The organism is Actibacterium lipolyticum, assembly GCF_900184935.1.
Taxonomy (GTDB): Bacteria; Pseudomonadota; Alphaproteobacteria; order Rhodobacterales; family Rhodobacteraceae; genus Actibacterium_A; species Actibacterium_A lipolyticum.
In genome coordinates this window covers 35,139-59,610 of sequence record NZ_FXYE01000004.1, presented here as the reverse complement: position 1 = coordinate 59,610, position 24,472 = coordinate 35,139, and the positions used below count along the sequence as shown (strand labels likewise).

General features: G+C 58.7%; 25 protein-coding genes. 9 read left to right on the top strand and 16 right to left on the bottom strand.

Features of this window, described 5'->3' with window-relative positions; genetic code table 11:
* Nucleotides 1-462 carry a 1,2-phenylacetyl-CoA epoxidase subunit PaaD gene (gene paaD, locus COL8621_RS17895; protein ID WP_093968793.1) on the top strand — a complete coding sequence of 154 codons (462 nt, stop codon included), beginning with the start codon at nucleotides 1-3 and terminating at the stop codon, nucleotides 460-462.
* Nucleotides 463-471: 9 nt separating this feature from the next.
* Complete coding sequence (gene paaE / locus COL8621_RS17890; protein WP_093968792.1) at nucleotides 472-1,539, top strand: 1,2-phenylacetyl-CoA epoxidase subunit PaaE; 1,068 nt, start codon at nucleotides 472-474, stop codon at nucleotides 1,537-1,539.
* A 2-nt stretch (nucleotides 1,540-1,541) separates the two neighbouring features.
* Here the strand turns inward: paaE and COL8621_RS17885 are convergent, their stop codons facing one another.
* From COL8621_RS17885 to paaG, 4 genes are read right to left on the bottom strand one after another with little or no spacing between them, the layout of a single operon-like run.
* On the bottom strand, nucleotides 1,542-2,138 hold the full coding sequence (locus tag COL8621_RS17885) for a TetR/AcrR family transcriptional regulator (protein ID WP_093968791.1): 597 nt from the start codon (nucleotides 2,136-2,138) through the stop codon (nucleotides 1,542-1,544).
* Nucleotides 2,138-3,451, bottom strand: a complete 1,314-nt coding sequence (paaK, locus tag COL8621_RS17880) for a phenylacetate--CoA ligase PaaK (RefSeq protein WP_093968790.1) — start codon at nucleotides 3,449-3,451, stop codon at nucleotides 2,138-2,140. Before paaK ends, COL8621_RS17885 begins: the two co-directional genes overlap by 1 nt.
* A gap of 18 nt (nucleotides 3,452-3,469) precedes the next feature.
* Nucleotides 3,470-3,901, bottom strand: coding sequence for a hydroxyphenylacetyl-CoA thioesterase PaaI (paaI, locus tag COL8621_RS17875; protein ID WP_093968789.1), 432 nt, complete (start codon nucleotides 3,899-3,901; stop codon nucleotides 3,470-3,472).
* Nucleotides 3,901-4,689, bottom strand: coding sequence for a 2-(1,2-epoxy-1,2-dihydrophenyl)acetyl-CoA isomerase PaaG (gene paaG, locus COL8621_RS17870; protein ID WP_093968788.1), 789 nt, complete (start codon nucleotides 4,687-4,689; stop codon nucleotides 3,901-3,903). The genes paaI and paaG overlap by 1 nt, the downstream gene beginning before the upstream one ends.
* Before the next feature lie 95 nt (nucleotides 4,690-4,784).
* On the opposite strand from paaG, the gene paaZ reads away from it, so the two are divergent.
* Both paaZ and COL8621_RS17860 read left to right on the top strand, forming a co-directional pair.
* Nucleotides 4,785-6,815 carry a phenylacetic acid degradation bifunctional protein PaaZ gene (gene paaZ / locus COL8621_RS17865; protein ID WP_093968787.1) on the top strand — a complete coding sequence of 677 codons (2,031 nt, stop codon included), beginning with the start codon at nucleotides 4,785-4,787 and terminating at the stop codon, nucleotides 6,813-6,815.
* 37 nt (nucleotides 6,816-6,852) lie between these two features.
* Nucleotides 6,853-7,638 carry a PaaX family transcriptional regulator C-terminal domain-containing protein gene (locus tag COL8621_RS17860; protein WP_093968786.1) on the top strand — a complete coding sequence of 262 codons (786 nt, stop codon included), beginning with the start codon at nucleotides 6,853-6,855 and terminating at the stop codon, nucleotides 7,636-7,638.
* Between the two features lie 2 nt (nucleotides 7,639-7,640).
* Here COL8621_RS17860 and COL8621_RS17855 read toward each other — a convergent pair whose 3' ends face one another.
* The 5 genes from COL8621_RS17855 to COL8621_RS17835 form a co-directional block, all read right to left on the bottom strand.
* The gene (locus COL8621_RS17855; RefSeq protein WP_093968785.1) at nucleotides 7,641-8,924 is read right to left on the bottom strand and encodes a TRAP transporter large permease; all 1,284 of its coding nucleotides are present in this window, start codon (nucleotides 8,922-8,924) and stop codon (nucleotides 7,641-7,643) included.
* Entirely contained in the window at nucleotides 8,921-9,451 is a 531-nt protein-coding gene (locus COL8621_RS17850; protein WP_093968784.1) for a TRAP transporter small permease, read from the bottom strand. The genes COL8621_RS17855 and COL8621_RS17850 overlap by 4 nt, the downstream gene beginning before the upstream one ends.
* Nucleotides 9,452-9,453: 2 nt before the next feature.
* Complete coding sequence (dctP, locus tag COL8621_RS17845; protein ID WP_235823943.1) at nucleotides 9,454-10,251, bottom strand: TRAP transporter substrate-binding protein DctP; 798 nt, start codon at nucleotides 10,249-10,251, stop codon at nucleotides 9,454-9,456.
* Nucleotides 10,252-10,483: 232 nt separating this feature from the next.
* A complete protein-coding gene (locus tag COL8621_RS17840; RefSeq protein ID WP_093968783.1) occupies nucleotides 10,484-11,428 on the bottom strand; it encodes a hydroxymethylglutaryl-CoA lyase in 945 nt (314 codons plus the stop codon).
* Between the two features lie 2 nt (nucleotides 11,429-11,430).
* Nucleotides 11,431-12,576, bottom strand: a complete 1,146-nt coding sequence (locus COL8621_RS17835) for a CaiB/BaiF CoA transferase family protein (RefSeq protein WP_093968782.1) — start codon at nucleotides 12,574-12,576, stop codon at nucleotides 11,431-11,433.
* A gap of 102 nt (nucleotides 12,577-12,678) precedes the next feature.
* Between COL8621_RS17835 and COL8621_RS17830 the strand changes: the two genes are divergently transcribed.
* Nucleotides 12,679-13,614: a LysR family transcriptional regulator gene (locus tag COL8621_RS17830; protein WP_093968781.1), complete on the top strand. Its 936-nt coding sequence runs from the start codon at nucleotides 12,679-12,681 to the stop codon at nucleotides 13,612-13,614.
* On the opposite strand, the gene COL8621_RS17825 is transcribed toward COL8621_RS17830, so the two are convergent.
* Both COL8621_RS17825 and hppD read right to left on the bottom strand, forming a co-directional pair.
* On the bottom strand, nucleotides 13,611-13,961 hold the full coding sequence (locus COL8621_RS17825) for a Rieske (2Fe-2S) protein (protein WP_093968780.1): 351 nt from the start codon (nucleotides 13,959-13,961) through the stop codon (nucleotides 13,611-13,613). The two genes, COL8621_RS17830 and COL8621_RS17825, sit on opposite strands and share 4 nt — an antisense overlap.
* Nucleotides 13,958-15,070, bottom strand: a complete 1,113-nt coding sequence (gene hppD, locus COL8621_RS17820; RefSeq protein ID WP_093968847.1) for a 4-hydroxyphenylpyruvate dioxygenase — start codon at nucleotides 15,068-15,070, stop codon at nucleotides 13,958-13,960. The genes COL8621_RS17825 and hppD overlap by 4 nt, the downstream gene beginning before the upstream one ends.
* 127 nt (nucleotides 15,071-15,197) lie before the next feature.
* Here hppD and COL8621_RS17815 point away from each other — a divergent pair, with 127 nt between their 5' ends.
* Nucleotides 15,198-15,656, top strand: coding sequence for an Lrp/AsnC family transcriptional regulator (locus COL8621_RS17815; RefSeq protein ID WP_235823942.1), 459 nt, complete (start codon nucleotides 15,198-15,200; stop codon nucleotides 15,654-15,656).
* Here COL8621_RS17815 and COL8621_RS17810 read toward each other — a convergent pair.
* The gene (locus COL8621_RS17810) at nucleotides 15,622-16,425 is read right to left on the bottom strand and encodes an IclR family transcriptional regulator (RefSeq protein WP_093968778.1); all 804 of its coding nucleotides are present in this window, start codon (nucleotides 16,423-16,425) and stop codon (nucleotides 15,622-15,624) included. The two genes, COL8621_RS17815 and COL8621_RS17810, sit on opposite strands and share 35 nt — an antisense overlap.
* A 95-nt stretch (nucleotides 16,426-16,520) precedes the next feature.
* Between COL8621_RS17810 and COL8621_RS17805 the strand changes: the two genes are divergently transcribed.
* Genes COL8621_RS17805 through COL8621_RS17795 form a run of 3 tightly spaced genes read left to right on the top strand, consistent with a single transcriptional unit; the run spans nucleotide 16,521 to nucleotide 19,613 of the window.
* Nucleotides 16,521-18,650 carry a malate synthase G gene (locus COL8621_RS17805; protein WP_093968846.1) on the top strand — a complete coding sequence of 710 codons (2,130 nt, stop codon included), beginning with the start codon at nucleotides 16,521-16,523 and terminating at the stop codon, nucleotides 18,648-18,650.
* A 10-nt stretch (nucleotides 18,651-18,660) separates the two neighbouring features.
* Nucleotides 18,661-19,083 carry a GlcG/HbpS family heme-binding protein gene (locus COL8621_RS17800; RefSeq protein ID WP_093968777.1) on the top strand — a complete coding sequence of 141 codons (423 nt, stop codon included), beginning with the start codon at nucleotides 18,661-18,663 and terminating at the stop codon, nucleotides 19,081-19,083.
* A complete protein-coding gene (locus tag COL8621_RS17795; RefSeq protein WP_093968776.1) occupies nucleotides 19,083-19,613 on the top strand; it encodes a gamma carbonic anhydrase family protein in 531 nt (176 codons plus the stop codon). The genes COL8621_RS17800 and COL8621_RS17795 overlap by 1 nt, the downstream gene beginning before the upstream one ends.
* 28 nt (nucleotides 19,614-19,641) lie before the next feature.
* Here COL8621_RS17795 and nadC read toward each other — a convergent pair whose 3' ends face one another.
* The 4 genes from nadC to COL8621_RS17775 form a co-directional block, all read right to left on the bottom strand.
* A complete protein-coding gene (gene nadC / locus COL8621_RS17790) occupies nucleotides 19,642-20,487 on the bottom strand; it encodes a carboxylating nicotinate-nucleotide diphosphorylase (RefSeq protein ID WP_093968775.1) in 846 nt (281 codons plus the stop codon).
* 3 nt (nucleotides 20,488-20,490) lie between these two features.
* Nucleotides 20,491-22,053, bottom strand: coding sequence for an L-aspartate oxidase (locus COL8621_RS17785; RefSeq protein WP_093968774.1), 1,563 nt, complete (start codon nucleotides 22,051-22,053; stop codon nucleotides 20,491-20,493).
* Nucleotides 22,054-22,060: 7 nt separating this feature from the next.
* Complete coding sequence (gene nadA / locus COL8621_RS17780; RefSeq protein WP_093968773.1) at nucleotides 22,061-23,113, bottom strand: quinolinate synthase NadA; 1,053 nt, start codon at nucleotides 23,111-23,113, stop codon at nucleotides 22,061-22,063.
* Between the two features lie 429 nt (nucleotides 23,114-23,542).
* Complete coding sequence (locus COL8621_RS17775; RefSeq protein ID WP_207652101.1) at nucleotides 23,543-24,445, bottom strand: 5-dehydro-4-deoxyglucarate dehydratase; 903 nt, start codon at nucleotides 24,443-24,445, stop codon at nucleotides 23,543-23,545.
* Nucleotides 24,446-24,472: the final 27 nt, after the last annotated feature.

The window sequence follows — 24,472 nt, the reverse complement described above, 5'->3', positions numbered from 1 at the left end:
ATGACCCGCCCCGATATCCCCACGATCTGGCGATGGCTAGACCAAGTTCCCGACCCGGAAATCCCGGTGATTTCGGTCGTCGACCTTGGCATCGTTCGCGATGTGGCCTGGAATGGTGACGTGTTAGAGGTCGCCCTGACGCCCACCTATTCCGGGTGCCCCGCGACCAGCATTATCAACCTTGATGTCGAAACCGCCCTGCGCGCGCGCGGCATCGACAAGATCACGCTAAAGCGTCAGCTTTCACCGCCGTGGACAACCGACTGGCTTAGCGACAAAGGGCGGGCGCGGCTAACGGATTACGGCATCGCCCCACCGCAACCCGCAGGCGGGCCGACCGCGTGCCCGCATTGCGGCGACGCCGATGTCGAACGCATCAGCCAGTTCGGATCAACCCCCTGCAAGGCGCATTGGCGCTGCAAGACCTGCCTGGAACCCTTCGACTATTTCAAGTGCATCTAAGGAGGCACAATGGCCCGTTTCCACCCGCTGACCGTGACCGACGTGCAAAAAACCATTCGTGATGCTGTGGTCGTGACGCTTGCGCCCCCGGCTGGCGCTGATTTCGACTTTTTGCAGGGCCAATACCTTACCTTTCGCAAAGATTTCGATGGCGAAGAGCTGCGCCGCTCTTATTCCATCTGTTCGGGGCTGGATGACGGCGTGCTGCAGGTTGGTATCAAAAAGGTTGATGGCGGCGCGTTTTCGACATGGGCGAACGACAACCTGAAACCCGGCGATACGCTTGAGGCGATGCCGCCGATGGGCAATTTCCACACGCCCATAACGCCTTTGGCCACCCATCACTATGTCGGCTTTGCGGGTGGGTCGGGCATCACGCCGGTGCTTTCGATCCTGCGCACGGTTTTGACGCGTGAACCAAAATCGCGGTTCACGCTAGTCTATGCCAACCGCGCGGTGAATTCGATCATGTTCCGCGAAGAGCTTGAGGATCTGAAAAACACCTATATGGGCCGCCTTGCCGTCATTCACGTGTTGGAATCTGACAGTCAGGACATCGACCTTTTCACCGGGCGCGTGGATACCGAAAAATGCGGCCAGCTGTTCAAGCAATGGATCGATGTTTCCACAATCGACACGGCGTTCATTTGTGGGCCGGAACCGATGATGTTGGGCATTGCTGATGCGCTGGTCGATCATGGGATGGCCAAAGATCAGATCAAGTTTGAGCTGTTCGCAAGCAACCAACCGGGCCGCGCCGCACGCCCCGCTGTCGCGCTTACCGAAGCCGACGGCACGCACGAAACACTGGCCCGCATCAAGCTGGACGGGGCAAGCCGTAGCTTCGCCATGCCAAAAGACAGCACCGTGTTAGAGGCCGCATTGGCCAACGACATCGACGCACCGTTCGCCTGCAAGGCGGGTGTCTGTTCTACCTGCCGTGCCAAGGTTATCGAAGGAGAGGTAGAGATGATGGCAAACCACGCCCTAGAGGATTACGAGGTCGCGCGCGGATATGTGCTGACCTGCCAATGTTATCCGATCAGCGACAAGATCGTGCTGGACTATGACCAATAGGGTTACAACCCTTGCACGCCGTCCAGCACCATGTTGCTAACCAGTTTGGCATAGTCCATCCGGGCCTTTTCGTCGGCACTACGGTTCCACATGTAAAACCAGTTCATCATCCCGAAAACTGACATCGTGGCAGAGCGAAGCTTGGCCGCGTCGGTGCCGAACACCTCGGGCGCGACGGTGCGCATGATCCGGGAAAGGTGCCGGATCAAATCACGCTGATAGCCGCGCAAAATGTCCTGACGGTCGGCTGGTAGCGCGTCTAATGCCATCGTCTGAAGCCGGTGTTCATGATCGGCCCCCTGATAGGCCAACAGCACCTCGGACACGGTGGCCCTTAGCTGGTCGGGCGCGGAAAGCGTGGCGATGTTCAGCCCGCAAATCCGATCGCGCAGCGCCATCAGATAGCCATCGAGGATGGCAAACAGGATATCCTCTTTGCTGCCGTAATAGTGATAGATATTCGCCTTAGAAATATCGCACGCACCCGCCAACTGGTTAAGCGAGGCCCGGTCGTACCCGTGTTCGGCAAACACCTGTGCGGCGGTCTTAAGAATAAGCGCGCGTTTTGCGTTATAATCTGGCGCAATTTTGCGGGCCATTACGCATCCTTCATCCTGTTATCGACAACGCGCTTTGCCTTCCCTTCGGAGCGCGCGATGCCGCCCGGATCAGCCACGATGATTTCCGTGCTGATGCCCACTGTCTCTTTTATCTGGCGCGCCAAACGCGCGGCGGCGGCGGCCCTGCTTTCGGCATCTGCGGCGGCGGGCGTGGCCTCTACGTGGACGCGCATCGCATCCATTCGCCCGGCCTGCAACAGCTCTATCTGGAAATGAGGCGAAAGGCCGGGCACAGACAGAAGCTGCTCTTCGATCTGGGTGGGAAAGACGTTGACGCCCCGCAGGATGATCATGTCATCGCACCGACCGGTGATCTTTTCCATCCGCCGCATGCTGCGCGCAGTGCCGGGCAGCAAACGGGTCAGATCGCGGGTACGATAGCGGATCATCGGCAGCCCTTCTTTGGTCAGGGTGGTGAACACCAGTTCACCCTGTTCGCCGTCCGCAACGGGTTCGCCTGTGTCGGGGTTTATCACCTCGGGGTAGAAATGGTCTTCCCAGATGTGCAGGCCATCTTTGGTTTCAACGCATTCATTGGCGACGCCGGGGCCCATGATTTCGCTTAGCCCATAGATATCGACCGCGTGCATATCGAACGCCTCTTCGACCTCGGCGCGCATGGCGTTGGTCCACGGCTCTGCCCCGAACACCCCCACCTGCAACGAGCTTTCGCGCGGGTCCACACCTTGGGCCCGAAACTCATCAAGGATGTTCAGCATATAGGACGGCGTGACCATGATCGCGTCCGGTTTGAAGTCGTCGATCAGGGTCACTTGGCGCGGGGTCATGCCCCCCGAAACCGGCACCACCGTCGCGCCAAGCCGTTCGATGCCGTAATGCGCGCCAAGCCCCCCGGTAAACAGGCCATAGCCATAGGCGTTGTGGACCATCTGGCCGGGGCGAATGCCCGACGCACGCAGGCTGCGCGCCACCATGTTGGCAAACATGTCGATGTCGTTTCGGGTGTACCCCACCACTGTCGCCTTGCCCGTGGTGCCCGATGACGCGTGCAACCGCACGATCTGATCGCGCGGCACCGCAAACAAGCCGAACGGATAATTGTCGCGCAAGTCGTTTTTTTCCGTGAAGGGAAACTTGGCCAGATCAGCCAGCGATTTCAGATCATCGGGGTGGACGCCAACGTCATCGAACCGCTTTTTATACATTGGCACGTTTTCATACGCATGGCGCAACGACCATTTCAGGCGCTCAAGCTGGAGCGCTTGAATTTCATCCCTCGAAGCAACTTCGATCGGGTCCAGTTCCGATTTTCGCGGCGTCAAATCTTTCATCTTATCCTCCCTCCCGGCCTACTCTTCGAACAGAGCGCCGCCGATTGTGCGTGAAAGCCCACGAAAGCTTGCAATAAGCTTTTCCTCGGGGTCGTGGACGGACACGTCGTAAATACCGCTGCGCCCTGTGCGCGAAACTTCGGTTGCCGTGGCGATCAACCTGTCACCGACGCGGCCGGGCGCGATATAGGTGATCGAATTGTGCTGGGCGACGGTCACCTGATTGTAGCTGTTACAGGCAAAGGCGAACGCGCTGTCGGCAAGGGTGAAAATCACGCCGCCGTGGCACATCCCGTGGCCATTCGCGTGATGCGCCTGAACGACGAGTGCGATACGCGCGAACCCTTCGTCCACCCCCAGTAATTCCAACCCAACCCATTGCGATGCCCCGTCATCACGCCACATCGCTTCGGCACTGCGTTCGGCGCGTTCCTTTGCAGAAATCCCCATCACGCTTTCCCCGTGAACACAGGCGCGCGTTTTTCCAGAAACGCGCTTACCCCTTCGGCGTAATCCGGTGTTTCACCACAGAGCTTTTGCACAGCGGCCTCCCGCTCCAAATGCGTATCCAGGGGTTCGCCCCCCGCCGCCTGAATAAGCTGTTTGGTTTGCCCAAGGCCCACGGTTGGGCCAACTGAAAGGCGCGACGCCAAGGCCCGCGCCTCCTCCATCAACGCGTCATCTGGCACTGCTTTCCAGATCAGACCCCAATCCGCCGCTTTTTGTGCGCCAAGCGGTTCAGCAGTCAGGGCAAGCGCCTTTGCCCGCGCTTCGCCCAACAGCCGGGTCAGCATCCAGCTGCCTCCAGCGTCGGGGATCAAGCCCACCTTGGCAAACGATTGAATGAACTTGGCACTTTCACCCGCCAGCACGATGTCACACGCCAGCGCAAGGTTGGCCCCCGCCCCCGCAGCCACACCGTTCACGGCACAGACAACTGGAATGTTCAGCGCACGGATCTGGCGGACCAGCGGGTTATAGAACTCTGCCAGCGTGCGACCCAAATTAGGCGGGCCATCCATTTTCGAAGGGTCACGGTCGCCCAAATCCTGCCCCGCGCAAAACCCACGCCCTGCGCCCGTCAACAGGATCGCCCGCGCGCCATTTTTTTCAGCCTCTGAAATCGCATCACGCAGCAACAGGTGCATCGCATCCGTAAAGCTGTTCAACCGGTCGGGGCGGTTCAGCGTAAGTTCCACCCAGGTTTCGTGCGTTTGCACCCTAATCGTGTTTTCCAAGATGCCCTCCCACAGCCATCGTAAAAAATTGTTGCATAGACCGCCCGGTCGGTCAATTAATTGTAAAGATAATTTCCGCTGCAAGGATCATCGCCATGACTGTCCAACAAATCAAATCCTTTGCTGCGGGCCAGTGGATTGAACCGGGCACCGGCGCGCGCGCAATCGCTAGTGCGATAAACGGCCAGATCATTGCCCAAGCTGGCAACACTGCGCTGGACGTTGACGCGATGCTGGACAATGCCCGCACCGTTGGCGGGCCAAACCTGCGAAAGATGACCTTCCATGACCGCGCCCGCATGATAAAGGTGCTGGCGGCCCATCTGAACAGTCACAAACAAGCGCTTTACGATCTGTCTTTTGACACGGGAGCCACGCAATCCGACCACCTGATCGATATTGATGGGGGTATAGGCACGATGTTCGTCTATGCCTCTAAGGGGCGGCGCGAAATGCCTGATGCGCATGTTTATCTGGACGCAGAGGTTGAACAGCTAAGCCGCAACGGCACCTTTCTGGGGCAGCATATCTGCTCCCCCCTGCTGGGGGTCGCGGTTCATATCAATGCCTTCAACTTTCCCGTCTGGGGCATGTTGGAAAAGCTGGCCCCCACGCTGTTGGCGGGCGTGCCCGCCATCGTAAAACCCGCCACGGCATCGTGTTATGTGACCGAAGCCTGCGTGCGCTTAATGCTGGACAGTGGGCTCTTGCCAAAAGGCGCGCTGCAGCTCGTTTCGGGCGGTTTGGGCGATATGCTTGATCGGTTGGACGCGCAGGATGTGGTCAGCTTCACCGGGTCCGCCGACACCGCGCTTAAGCTGAGATCTGCGCCGCATATCCAGCGAAACTCCATCCGGTTTATCGCGGAACAAGACAGCCTTAACGCCTCTGTCCTTGGGCCTGACGCCGCCCCCGGCACGCCAGAATTTAACCTGTTCGTCAAAGAGGTTCACCGCGAAATGACGACCAAAGCGGGCCAGAAATGCACCGCAATTCGGCGGATTCTGGTTCCCGAAAATCACGTGCAACCCGTGATCGAAGCGCTAAACGCCCGGCTGGAAAAAACCGTGATCGGCGATCCCCGGCTTGAAACCACGCGCATGGGGGCGCTGGTTTCGGCCGCGCAGAAACAGGATGTGCTGGAAAAGGCCGCGATCCTTGGCCAACAGGCCGAACGCGTTTACGGCGACCCCGATAATTTCACCCTAAACGGCGCGGGGTTAGAGGCGGGCGCATTTGTGCCCCCTATGCTGTTCCACTGCGCCGACCCCGACACCGCCACCCGTATCCACGATACCGAAGCCTTTGGGCCAATCAGCACCATCATGGGGTACCAAGATCTGGACCATGCCATCGCCCTGACCAACAAAGGACGGGGCAGCCTTGTTGCGTCGGTCTTTACCCATGATGGCGATGTCGCGCGGCAGGTGGCCTTGGGCGCTGCGGCGTGGCACGGGCGGCTTTATTTCAACAACCGTGACAGCGCGACGGAAAGCACCGGGCACGGATCCCCCCTGCCCCACATGGTGCATGGCGGTCCGGGTCGCGCGGGCGGCGGCGAGGAACTGGGCGGCATTCGCGGCGTGATGCATTACATGCAGCGCACAGCCATTCAGGGCAGCCCCGACATTCTAACAGCGATTGGCGGTCGCTGGGTGCCCGGCGCGCGCGAAATCACCGCCCCCGCGCACCCATTCACACGCAGTTTTAACGCGTTAGAGATTGGTGAAACGATCCACACCGAAACCCGCCAAGTAACGGTCGAAGACATCGAACATTTCGCGGAATTCACCGGCGACACGTTCTATGCCCATATGGATGAAGACGCTGCCGCCGCGAACCCGTTCTTTCCGGGGCGCGTCGCGCATGGCTATCTGTTGCTGTCCTTTGCCGCCGGCCTGTTTGTTGAACCCAACCCCGGCCCCGTTCTGGCCAACACCGGCTTGGATAACTTACGTTTCATGGCCCCGCTATCACCCGGCGAAACCCTTGGCGTGCGGCTGACCGTAAAGCAGAAAACCAAACGCAATGATGAGTACGGAGAGGTCCGCTGGCACGTCACCCTGACCAACCAGAACGACGAACGTGTGGCGGAATATGAGCTGCTGACGATGAACGCCTATTAACGTGGCGGTGCGGCCCGCGCTTTAGTATACCGCCTGTATGGATGCGCAAACGACGACGGATACCGACCACCTGATCGCGACCTTTTTCGGTGGCAGCGAAATAAAGGTCTGGTCCTACCTGACAACGATCCTTGGCGACATGGCCCCCAATCCCGGCGACGAGGTCAGCGGGCTTGTCCTTTCAGCGTTGACGGAACGGATCGGTATCAAACCTCAGGCGATGCGGGTGGCGTTGCACCGGCTTAAGAACGACGGCTGGATCACGGCCCGCCGCGAAGGGCGGCAAAGCCGGTACAGCCTAAGTGAAACCGGGCTGCGCCAAACCCATGCAGCCAGTCACAGAATTTACGCCCCGCAGATTGATCCGGTATCACGGTGGCATGTGATCATCGCCAAACAGCCGGGCATACCATCCCAAGATCAGCTGCCGCTGGCCCCGAACATATTTCTTGGCTCGGGCCATGCGCCACAGGGTGACGCGACCTTCTGTATTGAGTTCAACCGTGACACCATCCCCCCGTGGGTCGTGGATGCCACAGAACTTGACGGGCTGAAACAGGCCTACGCGAACCTGAAACGCTTCCTTTCTGCGATGCAGCCTCTGCTGGAAAACGCAGACAGGTTACCGCCGCTAGACGCAGCCACGATAAGGTTGTTGACGGTCCATGAATGGCGCCGCGTTTTGCTGCGCCACGCGCCATTGGTCGAAACCCTGTTCGGTCAGGACTGGGGCATCACCCAATGCCGCAACGAATGCGCCGCAGTGTTCAAGCATCTGCCCCGGCACACCGGAGCAGAGCTGGCACAAGCAATCAGCACCTAACCTTATCGGCCAAACCCAGCCGCATACGGCAGCCACGTGGCAAGGCCGGGCACCATCAAAAGCGCAAGCAAGCCGATCAACATCAACACCACATAAGGCGCGGCCCCTTGGATGACCTCGGACAGGGGGGCGGGCGTTATGCCCTTGATGACAAACAGGTTCATACCGACGGGCGGCGTGATCATCGCCAATTCTAGGTTGATCATCAGCAATACGCCGTACCAGACCAGATCAATGTCCATCGCATGCATCGTGGGCAGCAAAATCGGTGTCGTGATCAGGATAATCGCGATGGATTCAAAGAACATCCCCATCACAAAAATCATGGCCATAACCGCCAGCATAAAGCCCATCGGGCCCCAGCCCAGTTGGCTAACCATTTCCGTTACACCCACGGGCAATCGGATGATTGTAATCGCGTGGCCGAACATTGCGGCACCCGCGATAATCATAAACACCATCATCGACGTACGCATCGCGGCATAGGTGCAATCCCACAAGTCGCGCAGGCCGAAATTTCGATAAACAACGACCGCAACCACCAAGGCATAGGCCGACCCAACGGCCGCGGCCTCGGACGCGGTGAAAACACCGAAATAGATCCCGCCCATCACCACAGGCGGGGCCATCACCGCCCAGATGGATTTGCGGATCGCGGCAAAGACCTGATTAGACCCCGCAAACGGGGGCCTGTCGCCACCACGCAATGACGCGCTGACAATCGAATAACCTGCAAAGATCAGCGCCAGTAAAAGGCCCGGGATGATGCCCGCCAAGAACAACGCCCCGATCGAGGCTTCGGACACGATCGCATAAAGGATCATCGGCCCGGACGGCGGAATAAGGATGCCCAATGTGCCACCTGCGGCAACCACGCCAAGCGCTTCGCGCCGGGGGAAGCCGTACTTTTCCATCTGCGGTATCGCGCTTGACCCGATGGACAAGGCAGTCGCCACGGAAGACCCTGAAATGGCCGCGAAAATGGTGCAGGCCAGAACCGTCGCCACCCCCAGCCCGCCGCGAATGTGCCCGATCAACGTATGGGCCATTGCGTAAAGGTCATCGATGACTTTGGCACGGATCATGACCTGTGCCATGAACACAAACAGCGGGATTGTGGCCAGGATCGGTTTGTTCAGATGCGAAAAAACCGTATCCGCAACAGAGCCTATTCCGCCTTCAAACAGCAACAATATGACCGTCGCACTAAGCCCCAACGCCGCAAAAATCGGCACGCCTGTCAGCAGCAACAAGATCAGCCCGGAAAACACCAAGAACGCAGTCATGTTTGCCGCTCCTTTGAAAAGCGGCCAATCAGGCGGGCAATCGCAAACGCACCAAGCAAGGTTGCGGCAATCAGCATCGGCACCTGCGGAATCCATGTTTGAATCTCGATCGCGCCAGAGGAGTAAGAACCGAACATGTGCGCAAATTCGATCGCCTCCCAACTGCTGACCCCCAGCACCAGCGCAAAGGCAAACACGCAAATGTCGCTCCAGACACCTTTTGCGAAACGCCCGCGGCGCCCAAGTTTGGCAGTGACCAGGTCAATCGCGATATGATCGCGTTGGCGGTAGGCTTCGGCCACGCCACACATGATCAACGCGACCAGAAGGTAGCCGATGAATTCGTCGATCCAAACCGGCGGGCGCGAAAAGACATAGCGCATAACGATGGAATAAAGCGTCAAAAACAGAGTTGTTAGGATCAACAGCGAACTCACCGCGCCGAACACTCTGACAACTGGCGACACCAATCGCTCTGAGCGGGGGGCGACAATCGCCGCCCCCGTCTGTTCATCATTTTGGATCATGCTTAAGACTCGCTGCGCTGCAGGTCGATCAGTTCCAACAACTTCTTGCTGTCGGCATCATCAGACCCGAATACCGCATCGAATGCGGGGCGCATCACACCTTCTAATGCTGCGTTTTCTTCGGCTGTCAAAGTGTAAACATTGACGCCCTTCGCGGCCAATTCTTCGGGCGCGGATTTCGCGTTTTCCTCGGCTGCGTCAATCGCCCAAAGCGCGGCTTTGCGCCCGGCATCGTCAAGCGCCGCCTTCGCTGTATCCGACAGGCCGGCGTAAAATTTCGGGTTCAGGTATCCGTGGAAATAAACCGAAATCACCGGAACGACGGAAAAATGATCCTGTACCTCGTAATATTTGCGCGAAATAGCCGCGTCCACGCCCGTTAGGCCGCCATCAATCACGCCAGTCGCCAAGCCCTGATACACTTCGGATCCCGACATCGAAACCGGCGCGGCCCCAAGCGCATCAAGCGAAGCGTTGAAAGCAGGCACAAGGCCACGAATTTTCATGCCCTTAAAATCGTCCGGGGTTTTCAGGAATTTGTCATTGGACGTGAAAACAGAACTGTTGGTTTGGAACATCCATACAACGTTCTTCACACCCTTCTGTTCCAGCTTTTCACCCAAGAACGCTGCAGCCTCGGAATCGTGCCAATTGCGCCAGATGTTCATATCAGCAAACGCATAGGGCGCGGTTGTGACCGTCATGATCGGAAGCGTCTTACCCCACTGAAACTGTACCGAAAACGCGCATTCGACATCACCTTTGGCCGTGGCGATGATGTTTTCCTTGGCGCCGACCAAACTGTCTGCCCCAAAATCTGAACGTCGATCTCGTTATTCGAAAGCGTCTCTACTTCTGCGGCCCAGCGGTCAACGACCTGAGCGATGGCATGTGACGGCGGCAGTTGGTGACTGCATCGCATTGGCGTTGCCGCCGCCGCGCCGGATACGGACAGAACAGTCGCAAGCGCTGCGGACATTACTGTGTGTTTCATTGGTTTCCTCCCATTGGTATCGCGTGTTTCGTGGCGCGTTAAGCGCGCCAGCCAGAGGTTCTTGGCACCCCTGATTGGGCAATCGCCCCGTGCAGCGCTTCGTCCGGCATCTCCTCTTGCAGGATGGCGCGCGCTTTGACGACCGTGTTCAGGTCGATCCCCGTGGCGAACCCCTTGGTTTCCGCCAAAAATATCAAATCTTCTAAAACGATGTTTCCGGTCGCACCCGGCGCAAAGGGGCACCCGCCCAAACCCGCAAGCGAGGCGTCGAACACCCGGCACCCCGCATCCAACGCCGCCGACGCATTGGCCAAGCCAAGCCCGCGCGTGTCGTGCAAATGCATCACATAGGGCGCATCCCCGAACCGGGAGGCCATGCGTTTACACAGCCTCTCTATCTGGCGCGGCCCTGCGTATCCCACCGTATCGGCAAGCCCCACCATATCAGCGCCTGCGCCCATACATTGATCGACCAAACGCATCACGTCGTCTTCGGCCACATCACCGGAAATCGAACAGCCAAACGCCATCGCAATCCCGACGTTGATAATCGGGTCACGGTCGCTTTCATCGCGCAGGCGCACAACATTCGCGATTTCGTGCAAACTTTGTTCCTGCGACCGGCGCACGTTGGCTTCGTTATGGGCCGCAGAGGCCGAGATCACGACCGTGATTTCCTGCACCTCCGTAGCCAAGGCATCCGTTGCGCCCCGTTCGTTCAGCGCCAGTGCAACACCGTGTGCTTGGGGGTGTGAATTCACCGCATCGATGACGTCGCGCACATCAGCGAACTGAGGCGTCCGGGATGGCGGAAGGAACGAGCCCACCTCAAAATGGCGCAAACCCGCGGCGTATTCTTGTGCGATCCAGTCCCTTTTTGCCGCCGTCGAAGGATAAGACTTTGTCAGCTGCAACCCGTCACGCAGGCCGACCTCTCGCAACGCGATTGTGCCGGTCGGGTATGGCTTAAACACACCGCCCATCGTCACACCGCCTTTGTCAGCAATGCGCCAAGTATTTCATCCGTGTGCTGGCCAACACTGGGCAGATCCACGTTTTCCGCCACCATCGGACGGCCATTCATTTCGATGGGAAGCCCCGGTGCGCGGAAATCCTTCTTATCCGCGTAATGCGAGGTGAACAGCCCGCCTTCGCGGTTCACATGCGGGTCGTCATACATCTCTTTCGGGCGGGCGATGGGGGAAAACGGAATGCCGGTTTGTTCAAACGCGTCAAGCAGGTCGTCATAACCACGCCCAGCGACCGCTTTTTCAATGATTGGAAGGGTCCAATCGCGCGCCGCAATCTGATCAACTCGCGTCTGAAGGCGCGCATCAGCCAACAATTGATCCAAGCCCAACACATCGCAAAGCTTGGCCCACTGCCCCTCTGTCACCGCGCCAATAAAAATTGGGCGACCTTCAGCGGTTTTGAAGATGTCATAGACGGGCCAGGAAAATTCACGCTCTGGCATGGGAGGCGCTTCGGTTCCTTCGATATCAAACTGCACCATGTGCTGCGCAACCAGCAGCAGACAGTTCTCAAACAGGCCAACCCTAAGGGCCGCGCCTTCGCGTGTGCGCTGTCGCTGTATCAACGCCGCCAAAACCGAAAACGCACCGAACAGGCCGCCCATGATGTCATTTGCAGATGACCCAATGCGCAGCGGTCGCCCCGTTGGGCCCGTCATATGCGCCATACCGGTCATCATCTGGACGACCTCGTCCATTGCTGTCCGGTTTTCATATGGGCCGTGAAGGAACCCCTTGCAGGACGCCACAATCAAACTTGGAAATGCTTGGCGCAGCTTGTCCGGGGCAAAGCCCATCTTCGCCAACGAAATGTCGCGGAAGTTTTCAACAAACACGTCTGCCGTCGCCAACAATGCCTTCAGCGTGTCGCGCCCTTCGTCGGCTTTCAAATCAAGCGTGACGGATTTTTTGCCCCGGTTGAAAGTCGGAAAAAACCCCGCGCCCATGCCGGTTAAGTTACGCGTTTTGTCACCCTCTGGCGGTTCTACCTTGATCACCTCGGCGCCCAGAAACCCAAGGAACATCCCACAAGACGGCCCCATGATCATATGGCTCATCTCAACCACACGGACACCGGAAAGCGGTAAATCAACGGGCATGTTTTCCCCCTCAGAATTCTTGTTGGGGCGATCCTGCTTGATTCACAGCGGACATAAAATTACAACATATTGAAAATATCATTCTAAAATTTCGAAAGCAAAATGGACGCCAGACAGCTTAGATATTTCGCGACCGTTTGCCGGTTCAAAAACCTGTCGCACGCGGCTGATCACTGTAACGTCGCGACGTCAGCAATCAGTCATCACATCGCCAATCTGGAAGCAGAGTTAGAGACAAAACTCTTTGTACGAAAACCGCGCGGGATGGTGCCAACGGCGGCCGGGATCAAGCTGTTGGATCATGCGAACGGGATACTAAGTGCCGTGGATGCCGCGATCAGCGATGTCAAATATGGGCAATCTGAAATCTCGGGTCATTTTGCAATCGGGATGCCCTATTCCGTGATCAAGGTCATCGGCGCCAGCCTGATGCGCAGCGTGTCAGAGCAATATCCAAAGGTTCGCCTGTTGTTGCGCGAAGGGCTTTCAGGTGTCACCTATGCCACCCTGACCAATCGTGAAATCCAACTCGCGCTTATCTTTAACCCACCCCAAGACCCCCGCACAGAACGCGTAGCCCTGTTAGAGGAAGAGCTGTTTTGCATGGGCCATCAGTCGATCATCGGGGCCACTCAGTCGCCAATCACGTGGGATGAGATGACCCAGCTACCGCTCTTTATTCTGCAAAGTGGCGTGCTGTCGCGGGCCTTGGTCGACAAGCCCGGCATTTTGGCAACGTTAGAGGAAAAGGCGCAAATCCAAGTGGCATCAATCGCCGCCACGCAAAGCGCGCTGACCGAACGGCTGGGGTGCACCTTGGCACCCAAAGTATTGGTATCGGAACTGTTGGAAAGCGGCCAATTGAACGCCCGCCCTATTCTAGACCCGCGCCCCTTGCGCACCTTGTACATGGTCACCCCCGCAGGGGCAGAGCCAACCCAGCTAAGCGAAACGATAACCGAGCTGACCCAAAGGCTGGTGACCGATGCCGTAAACAACGGCCAGTGGCACGCCGCCAAGACAATCAACAGCCGCTAAGCGATGACCACCTGATCATCGACCACCGCAACCGGCACCGCGTCCAGCCCACAATCGGCCCCCGCGACGGGCGCGCCATCCTCTTTGTCGAACACCGCGCCATGAGCGGTACACAACAGTTTCGTTCCATCCGCCGAAAGAAGCTGATTACCCCGGTAATCCAGCGGCAGATATTGGTGGGGGCAAGCGTTGACATAGGCCTTTATCCCCTGCCCCACGCGCACCAACAGAACGGGAAATTCACCGCGCGGCGTTGTGACGGTCCGGGTGATCGCGCCGTTCACGTCGTCCGCGCTGCAAACCACGGTCCCTGCAGGAGGGGCCGTGGAATAATCTGTCCAACTCATTCTGCGGGTTCGGCTTTCAGCACGCCGCGCCTGATCTGATCTTCTTCGATCGATTCAAACAGCGCGCGGAAGTTACCTTCGCCAAAACCATCATCGCCTTTGCGCTGAATGAATTCGAAAAAGATCGGGCCGATGACGGTTTTAGAGAATATCTGAAGCAGAATCCGCGTTTCACCACCACCAACGACGCCTTCGCCATCAATCAGGATGCCCCGCTTTTTCATGCGGTCGATAGGCTCTTCATGGCCCTTCACGCGCTTATGGCTCATCTCGTAATAGGTGGCGGGAGGGCCGGGCATAAATTCCATGCCCGCATCCGCAATCCGGTCGGTTGAGCCATAGATGTCATTGGAGGCCACCGCGATATGCTGAATCCCCTCGCCCTTATATTCGCGCAGGTACTCTTCGATCTGGCTGTGATCGTCGGTGCTTTCGTTGATCGGAATACGGATTTTCCCATCCGGCGAGGTCAGCGCACGTGACACAAGGCCGGTCTGTTTGCCCTTGATGTCGAAATACTTGATCTCGCGGAAATTGAAGGTTTCGGAATAGAACTTGTACCAGGTGTCCATGTTCCCGCGGATCACGTTATGCGTCAGGTGATCGAGGTAATAGAACCCAAAGCCAACCGGGCGGGGGTTCGGTTCGCCCAGCCACTCAAAATCATTTTCATAGCAGGACTCGTCACCGCCATAGGTGTCGATGAAATACAAAAGCGACCCGCCGATCCCGACCACCGCAGGGGCGTCGATGGATTTGCCGGGGCCGGTGTATTCCGTCGCGCCCAGATCGACCGCGCGTTTCAGTGCAACCTGTGCATCCACCACACGCCACGCCATCGCCGGGGCGCAGGGGCCGTGATCTTCGACAAATTGCGCACCGTGAGAGTCAGGCTCGGCATTCAGCAAATAGTTGATGTCGCCCTGCCGATACAGCGTGATGTCTTTGGACTTGTGCTTGGCCACGGGAACATAACCCATCTGGCGGAATAGCGTATCCAAGACCCTGGGGTCGGGATGCGCGAATTCGACAAATTCGAAGCCGTCGGTGCCGGCGGGGTTCGCGTCGCTGATCTGCGCCTTTGGGGCGTTGTGCGGGAACGGGCCCATGTCTTTCCTCCGTGTTCGTGCGTTTTTTGCTTTATCGCAGTAAAGGACTGCACGGGGGTTGCAAAGCAAGGCGCGCGGGCCGCATATTTGCACGATATTTTCAGCAAACACCCACAGGATGCACAAAATGCGCATAGATAGCTTTGACCACGCGATTCTGGACGCACTTCAACGTGACGGGTCAATGACCAACGCCGCCTTGGCCGAGGTGGTGAACCTGTCCGCCTCTCAATGCTCGCGCCGTCGGACCGCGCTTGAGGACGCCGGGCTGATCGAAGGGTACTCTGCCCGATTAAGCGCCACCAAACTGGGCTTTGGCCTGCGCGCAATCACCCGCGTGAACCTGCGCAGCCATGGGCAAGAAGATGACTTTTCCCAGTTCATCCAAGCCCACCCGCAAGTCAGGTCCGCGTTTTCGGTGGCGGGGGATGCCGACTATGTGTTGGACATCCGTGTCCGTGATTTGGAGGCTTTCGCCGACTTCATCCACAAAAAACTGCTGCCCCACCCGCAGGTCGCGCATGTCCGGTCTGAAATCGTCCTGCAAACCCTTAAGGATCGTAAGGGGCTGGATTTGATGGCGTAACCGGCGCCCGACCACCCAGGGTATCGGTCAATTCCTGCGCCGCTTGGGCCACGTGCAGACCGATGGCGTCAATGCGATCATCCGTAAGCCGCGCGGTCAGGCCCGACACGGAAATCGCGCACGCCGCCTCTGCCTGCGCAGACCAGACGACCGCCGCGATACAGCGCAGGCCGATCACGTGTTCCTCGTCATCAATGGCGTAGCCCCGGCTGCGGGTCAGGGCGATATCGGCCAGCGCATCGTCCACCGTCCGCAGGCTTTTTGACGTCATCGCGGGCATGCCAACGCGGCTGGCCAACGCGCGAATATCCGCATCCTCCCACGTGGCCAGAATGGCCTTGCCCATGCCCGAACAGAACACCGGAACCCGCCCCCCGGGCGGCGAGATGGCACGCATAATCTCGCGGCTTTCCACCTGGCTTATGGTGACAAGCTGATCGTGATCCAAGATTCCAAGGTTCGCGGTTTCGCGGGTCACATCCCGCAATCGGCGCAGGAATGGCAGGGCGGGTGCCACGAAATTGCGCCGCCGCCCGAAAGCCGCGCCAACGGCAAATGCCTCGCGCCCGACATGCCACAGGGCGGTGTCGGGCTCAAACTGCGCAAAACCATGCATTTCCAACGTGGTAAGCAACCGATGCGCCGTCGAAACCGCAAGCCCCGAGGATCGCGCAATATCACTGACCCGCATCCCATCATCGGCCTGCGACAGCATCTTTAACAGGGTTAGCGCCCGCGCAACGGATTGTACGCCTTCGGTTTGTGCCATGGTGCCTCAGCTTTCCACATCGTGAAAAACATTTTTCCAAAAGTGACGTTCCTTGTGCCATCACGCTAAGACACCGTCAAATGAAGGAGGATTCCATGACCCAATATGTGAATCGCAGCGGCCTGTCAGTGGCCGCCCCGCTGGCCGCGTTGATCGAAAACGAGATGCTGATTGATGTCAGCCCCGATGCATTCTGGGATGGCTACGCCGCGCTGTTGCGCGACCTGATGCCGGTGAACGCAGCGCTGCTGAAAAAGCGTGAAACCCTTCAGGGCCAAATTGATGCTTGGCATCTGGACCGTAAGGGCCAACCGTTCGACGCCGCCGCCTACCGCAGTTTCCTGACGGAAATTGGCTATCTGGTACCCGATCCGGCCCCATTCACAATCGACACCCAAAACGTAGATGCCGAGATTGCCACCATCGCCGGCCCGCAGCTTGTTGTGCCCGTGATGAACGCGCGCTTTGCGTTGAACGCGACCAACGCGCGGTGGGGTTCCCTTTACGACGCGCTATACGGCACCGACGCGATCGAGGGCAGCGCAACCGGCCCCGGCTATGACGCCGCGCGCGGCGCAAAAGTTATCGCATGGGCGCGCGCGCATCTGGATAAGGTCGCTCCTTTGGCCGGTGGCAGCTGGTCCGGCGTTACCGAAATGGCTGTACGCAACGGTGCGCTATTCGTCACCACCGCCGGGTTAGAGACTGGTTTGGCCAACCCCGCGCAGCTTGCCGGCTATACCGAGGGCGGCAACATCATGCTGCGCGTCCACGATCTGTTGATTGAGGTTGTGGTTGACCGCAGCTCGGCAATTGGCAAGGACGATCCGGCGGGCATTTCCGACATTCGCCTGGAAAGCGCACTGACCGCGATCCAAGACTGCGAAGATTCCGTAGCTGCCGTCGATGCCGAAGACAAATGCACGGTTTATGCCAACTGGCTTGGCCTGATGAAAGGCGACCTGACAGAGACATTCATCAAGGGCGGCAAGACCATGACCCGCCGCCTGAACCCCGATGTCAGCTATCTTGACCCACAGGGGCAGCCTGTTACCCACCCCGGCCGCGCCGTTCTGTTGGCCCGCAATGTTGGCCACCTGATGACGACAGACGCCGTGCTGTTGGACGGTCAGGAAACGCCCGAAGGGATGCTGGACGCCGCCGTCACGGTCGCCGCCGCGATGCATGATCTGAAACGGGCTGAAAACCGCAACTCCCGTGCGGGGTCGATCTATATCGTGAAGCCAAAGATGCACGGCCCCGAAGAAGTCGCCTTCGCTGACACGCTTTATGGCCGGGTCGAAGATATTCTTGGCCTGCCTCGTTATACCGTCAAACTTGGCGTGATGGACGAAGAGCGTCGCACCTCGGCCAACCTGTTGGCTTGTATCGCCGCCGTTAAGAACCGCTGTGTGTTCATCAACACCGGCTTCCTTGATCGCACGGGGGATGAAATCCACACTTCGATGCAAGCAGGCCCGGTGAACCCGAAGGGAGAGATGAAGGACGCCGTGTGGCTGTCTGCCTATGAGGATGGCAATGTCGATGCCGGTCTTGCCGCCGGGATGGCGGGCAAGGGGCAGATCGGCAAAGGCATGTGGGCCAAACCCGATGACATGGCCGAAATGCTGGACGTTAAGATCGGCCACCCGAACGCTGGTGCGAACACGGCTTGGGTCCCTTCTCCTACGGCCGCCACGCTGCACGCCACGCATTACCACCACGTTGATGTGCCCGCCCTGCAGGAAAAGCTGAAAACCCGCGAGGTGGCATCGCGTGATGCGCTGTTGACCCCGCCCCTGATGTTCGGGCGCAACCTGTCGGATGAGGAGGTGCAGCGAGAGTTGGATAACTCTTGCCAATCCATCCTTGGCTATGTGGTGCGTTGGGTCGATCAAGGCGTCGGCTGTTCCAAGGTACCTGACATCAATGATGTCGCCCTGATGGAAGACCGCGCCACCCTGCGCATTTCATCGCAATATCTGGCGAACTGGTTGCTTCACGGCATCTGTTCCGCCGACGAGATCGAGGCAAGCCTGCGCCGCATGGCCCCCAAGGTCGATGCGCAAAACGCCGGTGATCCGGAATACACGCCCATGGCCCCCGGCTTTGATGGCGTTGCGTTTCAGGCCGCGCGGGATCTGATCTTCAAGGGGGCCGAACAGCCCTCGGGCTATACCGAACCATTGCTGCACGCCGCACGCCGCGCCGCCAAAGCATCTTAAGGAGACGACAGTGATTACAATCAAACGGCTCGACGTCGCGGATGCCCGTGTTCTGATCGCAGGGGCCCGCGTGAAGGCCGATGAGATTGGCGTGCCGATGTGCATCGCCATCACCGACGAGGGCGGCAACCTGATTGCATTTGAACGGATGGACGGGGGCAAAGTCACCTCTTCCACCATCGCGATTGATAAAAGCTTCACCGCGTCGGGCGCGAAAAAGGCGACCCACGAATATGGTGCCGCCAGCCAGCCGGGCGCGCCCGCCTATGGCATTGCCGCGGCCATTGGCGGGCGGCTGATGGTGGTGGGCGGTGGCCTGCCTGTGATCGTTGAGGGCGACGTCGTGGGCGGCATCGGCGTCAGTTCTGGCACACCGGGGCAGGATCAAGAGGTCGCGCAAGCGGGCATTGATGCGTTTCTTGGGGGGCTTTGATGGCGCTCTATGAACTTGGCGACAAAGTCCCGAACACACCCCAAAACGGCGATTTCTGGGTGGCACCGGCGGCGCATGTCGTCGGTGATGTTCATCTGGGCGAAGGTGTCGGCATATGGTTTGGCGCCGTCCTTCGTGGCGACAATGAACGTTTAACGATCGGCGCGCGTACCAATGTGCAGGAACACGCGATGGTACACGCCGATCCCGGCTTTCCAGCCCAGATCGGCGAAAACGTCACCATTGGGCATCGTGCCATCGTCCACGGCTGCACGATTGGCGACAATACATTGATCGGCATGGGCGCAACCGTTCTGAACGGCGCAAAGATCGGGCGGAACTGCCTGATCGGCGCGGGCGCGTTGGTGACCGAAGGGAAAGAGATTCCCGACGGCTCGCTTGTTATCGGCTCTCCGGCCAAGGTTGTGCGGGCACTTGATGACGCAGCGATTGCCGGGCTGAAAGCATCCGCCACAAATTATGTGGCGAATGCAAAGCGGTTCACGAACGAACTTAAGCGGATCGACTAGTCACAGGCGTCGGCATGGATTTGAGGGATTAAAAATCCAGACCCAAGTCGATGCAGCCCGCCGAATGGGTCAACGCCCCGGACGAGATATAGCTGACCCCCGTCGCCGCGACTTCGGCAATGCGGGTTAGGGTGATGTTGCCCGACGCTTCCAGCACCACGCTGCCGTCGTTCATCGCGACGGCCTCGCGCATCTGATCGCAGCTCATGTTGTCCAACAGCACCACGTCGGCACCGCCGATTTTCAGAACCTCGGCCAATTGGTCCAGCCGATCGACCTCAATCTCGACCCGCATCATGTGCGAGGCTTTGGCCTTCACCGCAGCCAGTGCAGGGGCAATGCCGCCCGCCGCCGCGATGTGGTTGTCTTTGATCATGATCGCGTCAGACAGCGAAAAGCGGTGATTGAACCCACCGCCATGCAGCACAGCCTGTTTTTCCACGATCCGCAGCCCCGGCGTCGTTTTGCGGGTGCAGGTCACGCGGGCATCGGTGCCCTTGGTCAGTTCCACGTATTGGGCCGTCAGGCTGGCGATACCCGTCAAACGCCCGGCAAAGTTCAACGCCACCCGTTCGGCCGACAGGATCGAGGCGGCGGAGCCTTCGATCGTCATCAACACATCACCGGGCTTGCAGGGTTCGCCATCGTCGATAAGCGTTTCCAGCTTTAGCGACGCATCCATCAAATGAAACGCAATCCGCGCGATTTGCATGCCCGATACAACGCCAGCCTCGCGCGCGTTGATGCGGGCCTTGTATTGCGTGTCACCGGGAATAACCGTGCGGGTCGTGATGTCACCATAGGTGCCCAGATCCTCGGCCAAGGCGTTGCGAACCATAGGTTCCAGCACCAGATCAGGAAGACGAGAGTTCATGGATTACTCCTGTGCAAATCGTGTGCGGATGGCCAGCGCTTCGTCCAAGGTCAGGCGCGAACGTTCGCCTTCTTCGCCGTTCAGGTCGGGAAAATCAGCGCGGTAATGGGCGCCACGGCTTTCTTCGCGCACCAAGGCGGCGGCGGTGATCAGCGTTGCGGTGGCCGTCATGTTCAACAGGTTCTGGCAATCAGGCTGTGCGGCCTCAATCGCCGTGATCCGGGCCAGTGCTTTTTTCAGGCCGGTTGCATCCCGCACAACGCCAACGCAGTTGGTCATCGTCTGGCGCAGCTCTGCCACCAGATCGGCACGCGGAGCGATACCGCCGGGCGCGTCGGTATAGGCAACCATTGCCGCGTCCGTTATCGGGCCCAAACCTTCCGCAATCGAAATCGCCGCGCGGCGGGCATAGACCAGCGCCTCTAGCAGGCCGTTCGACGCAAGCCGGTTCGCCCCATGCAACCCGGTCGAGGCTGCCTCGCCACAGACCCAAAGATTGCCAAGGCTCGCACGCCCTTCGCCATCGGTAGCAATGCCGCCCATGTGGTAATGCGCAGCCGCTGCAACCGGGATCGTCTGTGTCACCGGGTCGATCCCCGCTTTGGCGCACGACTGCGCCACAGATGGGAAATCTGTCAAAATCGCCGCGCCGATTGCGTCGCGCGTATCAAGCGCTGGCGCATTGCCAGCCTGCGTTTGGGCATAGATGCTGCGCGCAACGATATCGCGTGGGGCAAGTTCGGCGTCGGGGTGGACCTCTGTCATGAAGCGCACGCCATCGCCGTTGACCAAGGTCGCGCCTTCGCCGCGCAATGCTTCGGTCGCCAAGGGGGCCGGGTCATCGCCGGTGGCCATGGCTGTCGGGTGAAACTGTACAAATTCGGCATCGGCAATCACAGCACCGGCGCGCGCGGCCATGCCGATCACCTGACCGCGTATCCGCAACGGGTTCGTGGTCAGCGCGTAAAGCCCCCCAGAACCACCACCGGCCAGCAGATATGCCGCCCCGCGCAGCATAAAGGGGGCTGATCGTTCGTCGCCGGAACTGGCAACCTTCACCCCGGTGATCTTACCGTCCGCAACATCCAGCCCAACGGCCATCGTGCCTTCCAGCACTTGGATCGAAGGCGTTTCGCGCACTTGGGCAATCAACGCCCGCATGATTTCAGCACCGGCCTGATCGCCCTGCACCCGCACGACACGGGCAAAGCTGTGCGCCGCTTCGCGCGACATCACGTATTGCCCATCATCGGTACGATCAAACGGGGTGCCAAGCGTCGTCAGATTAAGGATATGCGCGCGCGCTTCGGATGTGACTGCTTCGGCCACGACGGGATTAACCGTTCCGGCCCCGGCGATCACTGTGTCACGGGCGTGCGCCTCATGGCTGTCGCGTTCATCCATCGCGGCTGCAACGCCACCTTGTGCCCAAGCGGAGCTTGCCCCTTCGCCCAGCAATTCGGGCGAGATCATAACGACGGGACGTGGCGCAAGCGACAGCGCCGCATAAAGCGCGCCAAGGCCCGCGCCAACAATCACCACCCGGTCGGTGGTCTGTTCTTGCATGATGCTCTTACAGCCCCAGCTTTTTGGAAAGGTCGATCATACGCCGCACGGAAAGCCGGGCTTTTTCGGCAACCGCCGCGTCCACTTCGACCTGACCGGTCATGGTGTGCAGGGAATACAGCACCTTTTCCAGCGTGATCTTTTTCATGTACGGGCACATGTTGCATGGACCGACAAAATCGACCTGCGGCAAAGCATCCGCGATATTTGAGGCCATCGAACATTCGGTCACCAACATCGCCTTTTCAGGCAGTTCGTCGGTTACGTATTTGATGATCCCACTGGTAGAGCCGGAAAAGTCAGCCTCGGCCACGACATCGGGCGGGCATTCGGGGTGTGCGATGATACGCGTGCCGGGGTTCCATTCGCGGAATTCGCGCAAATCTTGGGGGGTGTATTGTTCGTGCACGATGCACGAGCCTTCCCACCAAACCACGCGCTTTTGCGGAACGTCCTTGGCCACGTTTTGCGCCAGATACTGATCCGGGGTCATGATCACGGTATCGCTTTCCTGCGCCGCAACGATCTGCGCCGCGTTGGACGACGTGCAACAAATGTCAGACGCGGCTTTCACCTCGGCCGTGGTGTTCACATAGGACACAACCGGCGCGCCGGGGTATTTCGCGCGCATCTCGGCGATCCCGTCGGCGGTGATGCTTTCAGCCAGCGAACAGCCCGCATCCATATCTGGCATCAGAACTGTTTTCGACGGGTTCAGAATCTTGGAGGTTTCGGCCATGAAATGCACACCGCATTGCACGATGATGTCCGCCTCGACCTCGGTCGCTTTGATGGCCAGCTGCAAGCTGTCGCCGGCGACATCCGAAATCCCGTGATAGATTTCCGGCGTCATGTAGTTATGCGCCAGAATGGCCGCGCCACGTTCTTTCTTCAGCTTATTGATCGCAGCAATATAGGGGGCATACAGGGCAAAATCCGGTGGCGTCACCACACGGTTCATGCGCGCATATATATCCGACATGCTTTCAGCCAACTTTGTGGATGGCGTAAGGTCATACGCGTCTTCCAACGCAGAGCGAACAAGTGTCAAATCAAGCAAGAAGGGTCCTCCCCCATGGCTGCAAGGGCCGTACACTGAATACGATGCCCGTATCAGAGTTCATCGTTCTACATCCTAAAGATCAGGGGTCAATGGCGGGAATTCAACGCTGACATTCCCCATAAGGGCCACAAACGACGCCAGAGCCGCCTTTTGCGACACTTACAAGGCCGATAAGAAATGCGCGAATATCGCCACCATTGGGCACGGTCATAACCTTCTAATAATCTGTTTTCATTGAAATTATTTCGCCCAACAACAGCCTTTGACTGTGTGGCCCTGCACGAAAAATCCAAGTCGCTAGGTATTCAAACGGCCGTTTCAACGGTCAAGCACACGCGATCATTTTCCTTAAAAAACCGCGACATATCGGCTTGTTATCCATCGATAAGCTGCCGTGGGCAGCGCCTTTTAGCTCTGGCCGCAGCTCTAGGCGACCCCTTTGATCAGCTCCTGCATCATCTCAACCTCTTCGTCAGTCAGATCAGTCAGCGGGCTGCGCACTGGACCAGTTTCAAAGCCTCGCAACCGAACGCCCGCCTTAATCGCGGAAACGGCATAACCCGTTTTGCGGTCGCGAATTTCCGCGAATGGATAATAGAAATCTGCCAGCATTTTTTCGCAGGTTGCATCATCGCTTTCGGTGAAAGCCTTGTGAAACTTCAACGCCGTTTCGGGCACAAAGTTGAACACCGCCGACGAATAGGTGGGCATCCCTGCCCCGCGATACGCCTGAGCGAACAATTCGTGCGTCGGCATTCCGCCGATATACGACAACCGATCACCCATCTTCAGCGTCACCCGGCGCACGGTATCGATGTCACCTGTGCCATCCTTAAACCCGATCAGGTTCGGGCAATCGTCGGCCAAACGCGCGATGGTCTGTGCCGAAACCCGGGACTGGCCACGGTTATAAACGATCACGCCCATCCGGGTGGCGTTACAGACGGCGCGGATGTGCGCCTCTATTCCGTCTTGGGGCGCACCGACCAGATAGTGGGGAAGCAACAAGATACCGTCACCGCCTGCTGCCTCAATCTCTTGGGCCAACTCGCACGCCATTTGGGTGCCATAGCCACAGCCCGAGATTATCGGCTGACCAGGGCAGGCCGCTTTGGCAGTTTTCACGACATCAACGATTTCTGAAGGGGTAAGCGAAAACATCTCGCCGGTTCCGCCTGCGACGATCAACCCGGCGACAGGATAGGCAGACAACCACTCTAGATGTGCGGCAAACGGGCCGGGTGCAAAGCGGCCATCGGAACCGAATGGTGTCACCGGAAAAGACAAAAGCCCGTTACGAATACGCGCCTGCAGGTCGTTATTTTCGATCATCTATGGTGTCCCTTTTTGAGCTGG

What these genes read in the sequence shown, in the direction of transcription:
- COL8621_RS17805 (WP_093968846.1), top strand. Translation starts at nt 16,521, where the DNA reads ATGACCCAATATGTGAATCGCAGCGGCCTGTCAGTGGCCGCCCCGCTG.
- COL8621_RS17840 (WP_093968783.1), bottom strand. Translation starts at nt 11,428, where the DNA reads ATGGGCGGTGTGTTTAAGCCATACCCGACCGGCACAATCGCGTTGCGA.
- COL8621_RS17885 (WP_093968791.1), bottom strand. Translation starts at nt 2,138, where the DNA reads ATGGCCCGCAAAATTGCGCCAGATTATAACGCAAAACGCGCGCTTATT.
- COL8621_RS17850 (WP_093968784.1), bottom strand. Translation starts at nt 9,451, where the DNA reads ATGATCCAAAATGATGAACAGACGGGGGCGGCGATTGTCGCCCCCCGC.
- nadC (WP_093968775.1), bottom strand. Translation starts at nt 20,487, where the DNA reads ATGAACTCTCGTCTTCCTGATCTGGTGCTGGAACCTATGGTTCGCAAC.
- COL8621_RS17830 (WP_093968781.1), top strand. Translation starts at nt 12,679, where the DNA reads ATGGACGCCAGACAGCTTAGATATTTCGCGACCGTTTGCCGGTTCAAA.
- paaK (WP_093968790.1), bottom strand. Translation starts at nt 3,451, where the DNA reads ATGAAAGATTTGACGCCGCGAAAATCGGAACTGGACCCGATCGAAGTT.
- COL8621_RS17785 (WP_093968774.1), bottom strand. Translation starts at nt 22,053, where the DNA reads ATGCAAGAACAGACCACCGACCGGGTGGTGATTGTTGGCGCGGGCCTT.
- paaI (WP_093968789.1), bottom strand. Translation starts at nt 3,901, where the DNA reads ATGGGGATTTCTGCAAAGGAACGCGCCGAACGCAGTGCCGAAGCGATG.
- paaE (WP_093968792.1), top strand. Translation starts at nt 472, where the DNA reads ATGGCCCGTTTCCACCCGCTGACCGTGACCGACGTGCAAAAAACCATT.
- paaZ (WP_093968787.1), top strand. Translation starts at nt 4,785, where the DNA reads ATGACTGTCCAACAAATCAAATCCTTTGCTGCGGGCCAGTGGATTGAA.
- COL8621_RS17860 (WP_093968786.1), top strand. Translation starts at nt 6,853, where the DNA reads ATGGATGCGCAAACGACGACGGATACCGACCACCTGATCGCGACCTTT.
- hppD (WP_093968847.1), bottom strand. Translation starts at nt 15,070, where the DNA reads ATGGGCCCGTTCCCGCACAACGCCCCAAAGGCGCAGATCAGCGACGCG.
- COL8621_RS17795 (WP_093968776.1), top strand. Translation starts at nt 19,083, where the DNA reads ATGGCGCTCTATGAACTTGGCGACAAAGTCCCGAACACACCCCAAAAC.
- COL8621_RS17825 (WP_093968780.1), bottom strand. Translation starts at nt 13,961, where the DNA reads ATGAGTTGGACAGATTATTCCACGGCCCCTCCTGCAGGGACCGTGGTT.
- COL8621_RS17815 (WP_235823942.1), top strand. Translation starts at nt 15,198, where the DNA reads ATGCGCATAGATAGCTTTGACCACGCGATTCTGGACGCACTTCAACGT.
- paaD (WP_093968793.1), top strand. Translation starts at nt 1, where the DNA reads ATGACCCGCCCCGATATCCCCACGATCTGGCGATGGCTAGACCAAGTT.
- COL8621_RS17810 (WP_093968778.1), bottom strand. Translation starts at nt 16,425, where the DNA reads ATGGCACAAACCGAAGGCGTACAATCCGTTGCGCGGGCGCTAACCCTG.
- COL8621_RS17855 (WP_093968785.1), bottom strand. Translation starts at nt 8,924, where the DNA reads ATGACTGCGTTCTTGGTGTTTTCCGGGCTGATCTTGTTGCTGCTGACA.
- COL8621_RS17835 (WP_093968782.1), bottom strand. Translation starts at nt 12,576, where the DNA reads ATGCCCGTTGATTTACCGCTTTCCGGTGTCCGTGTGGTTGAGATGAGC.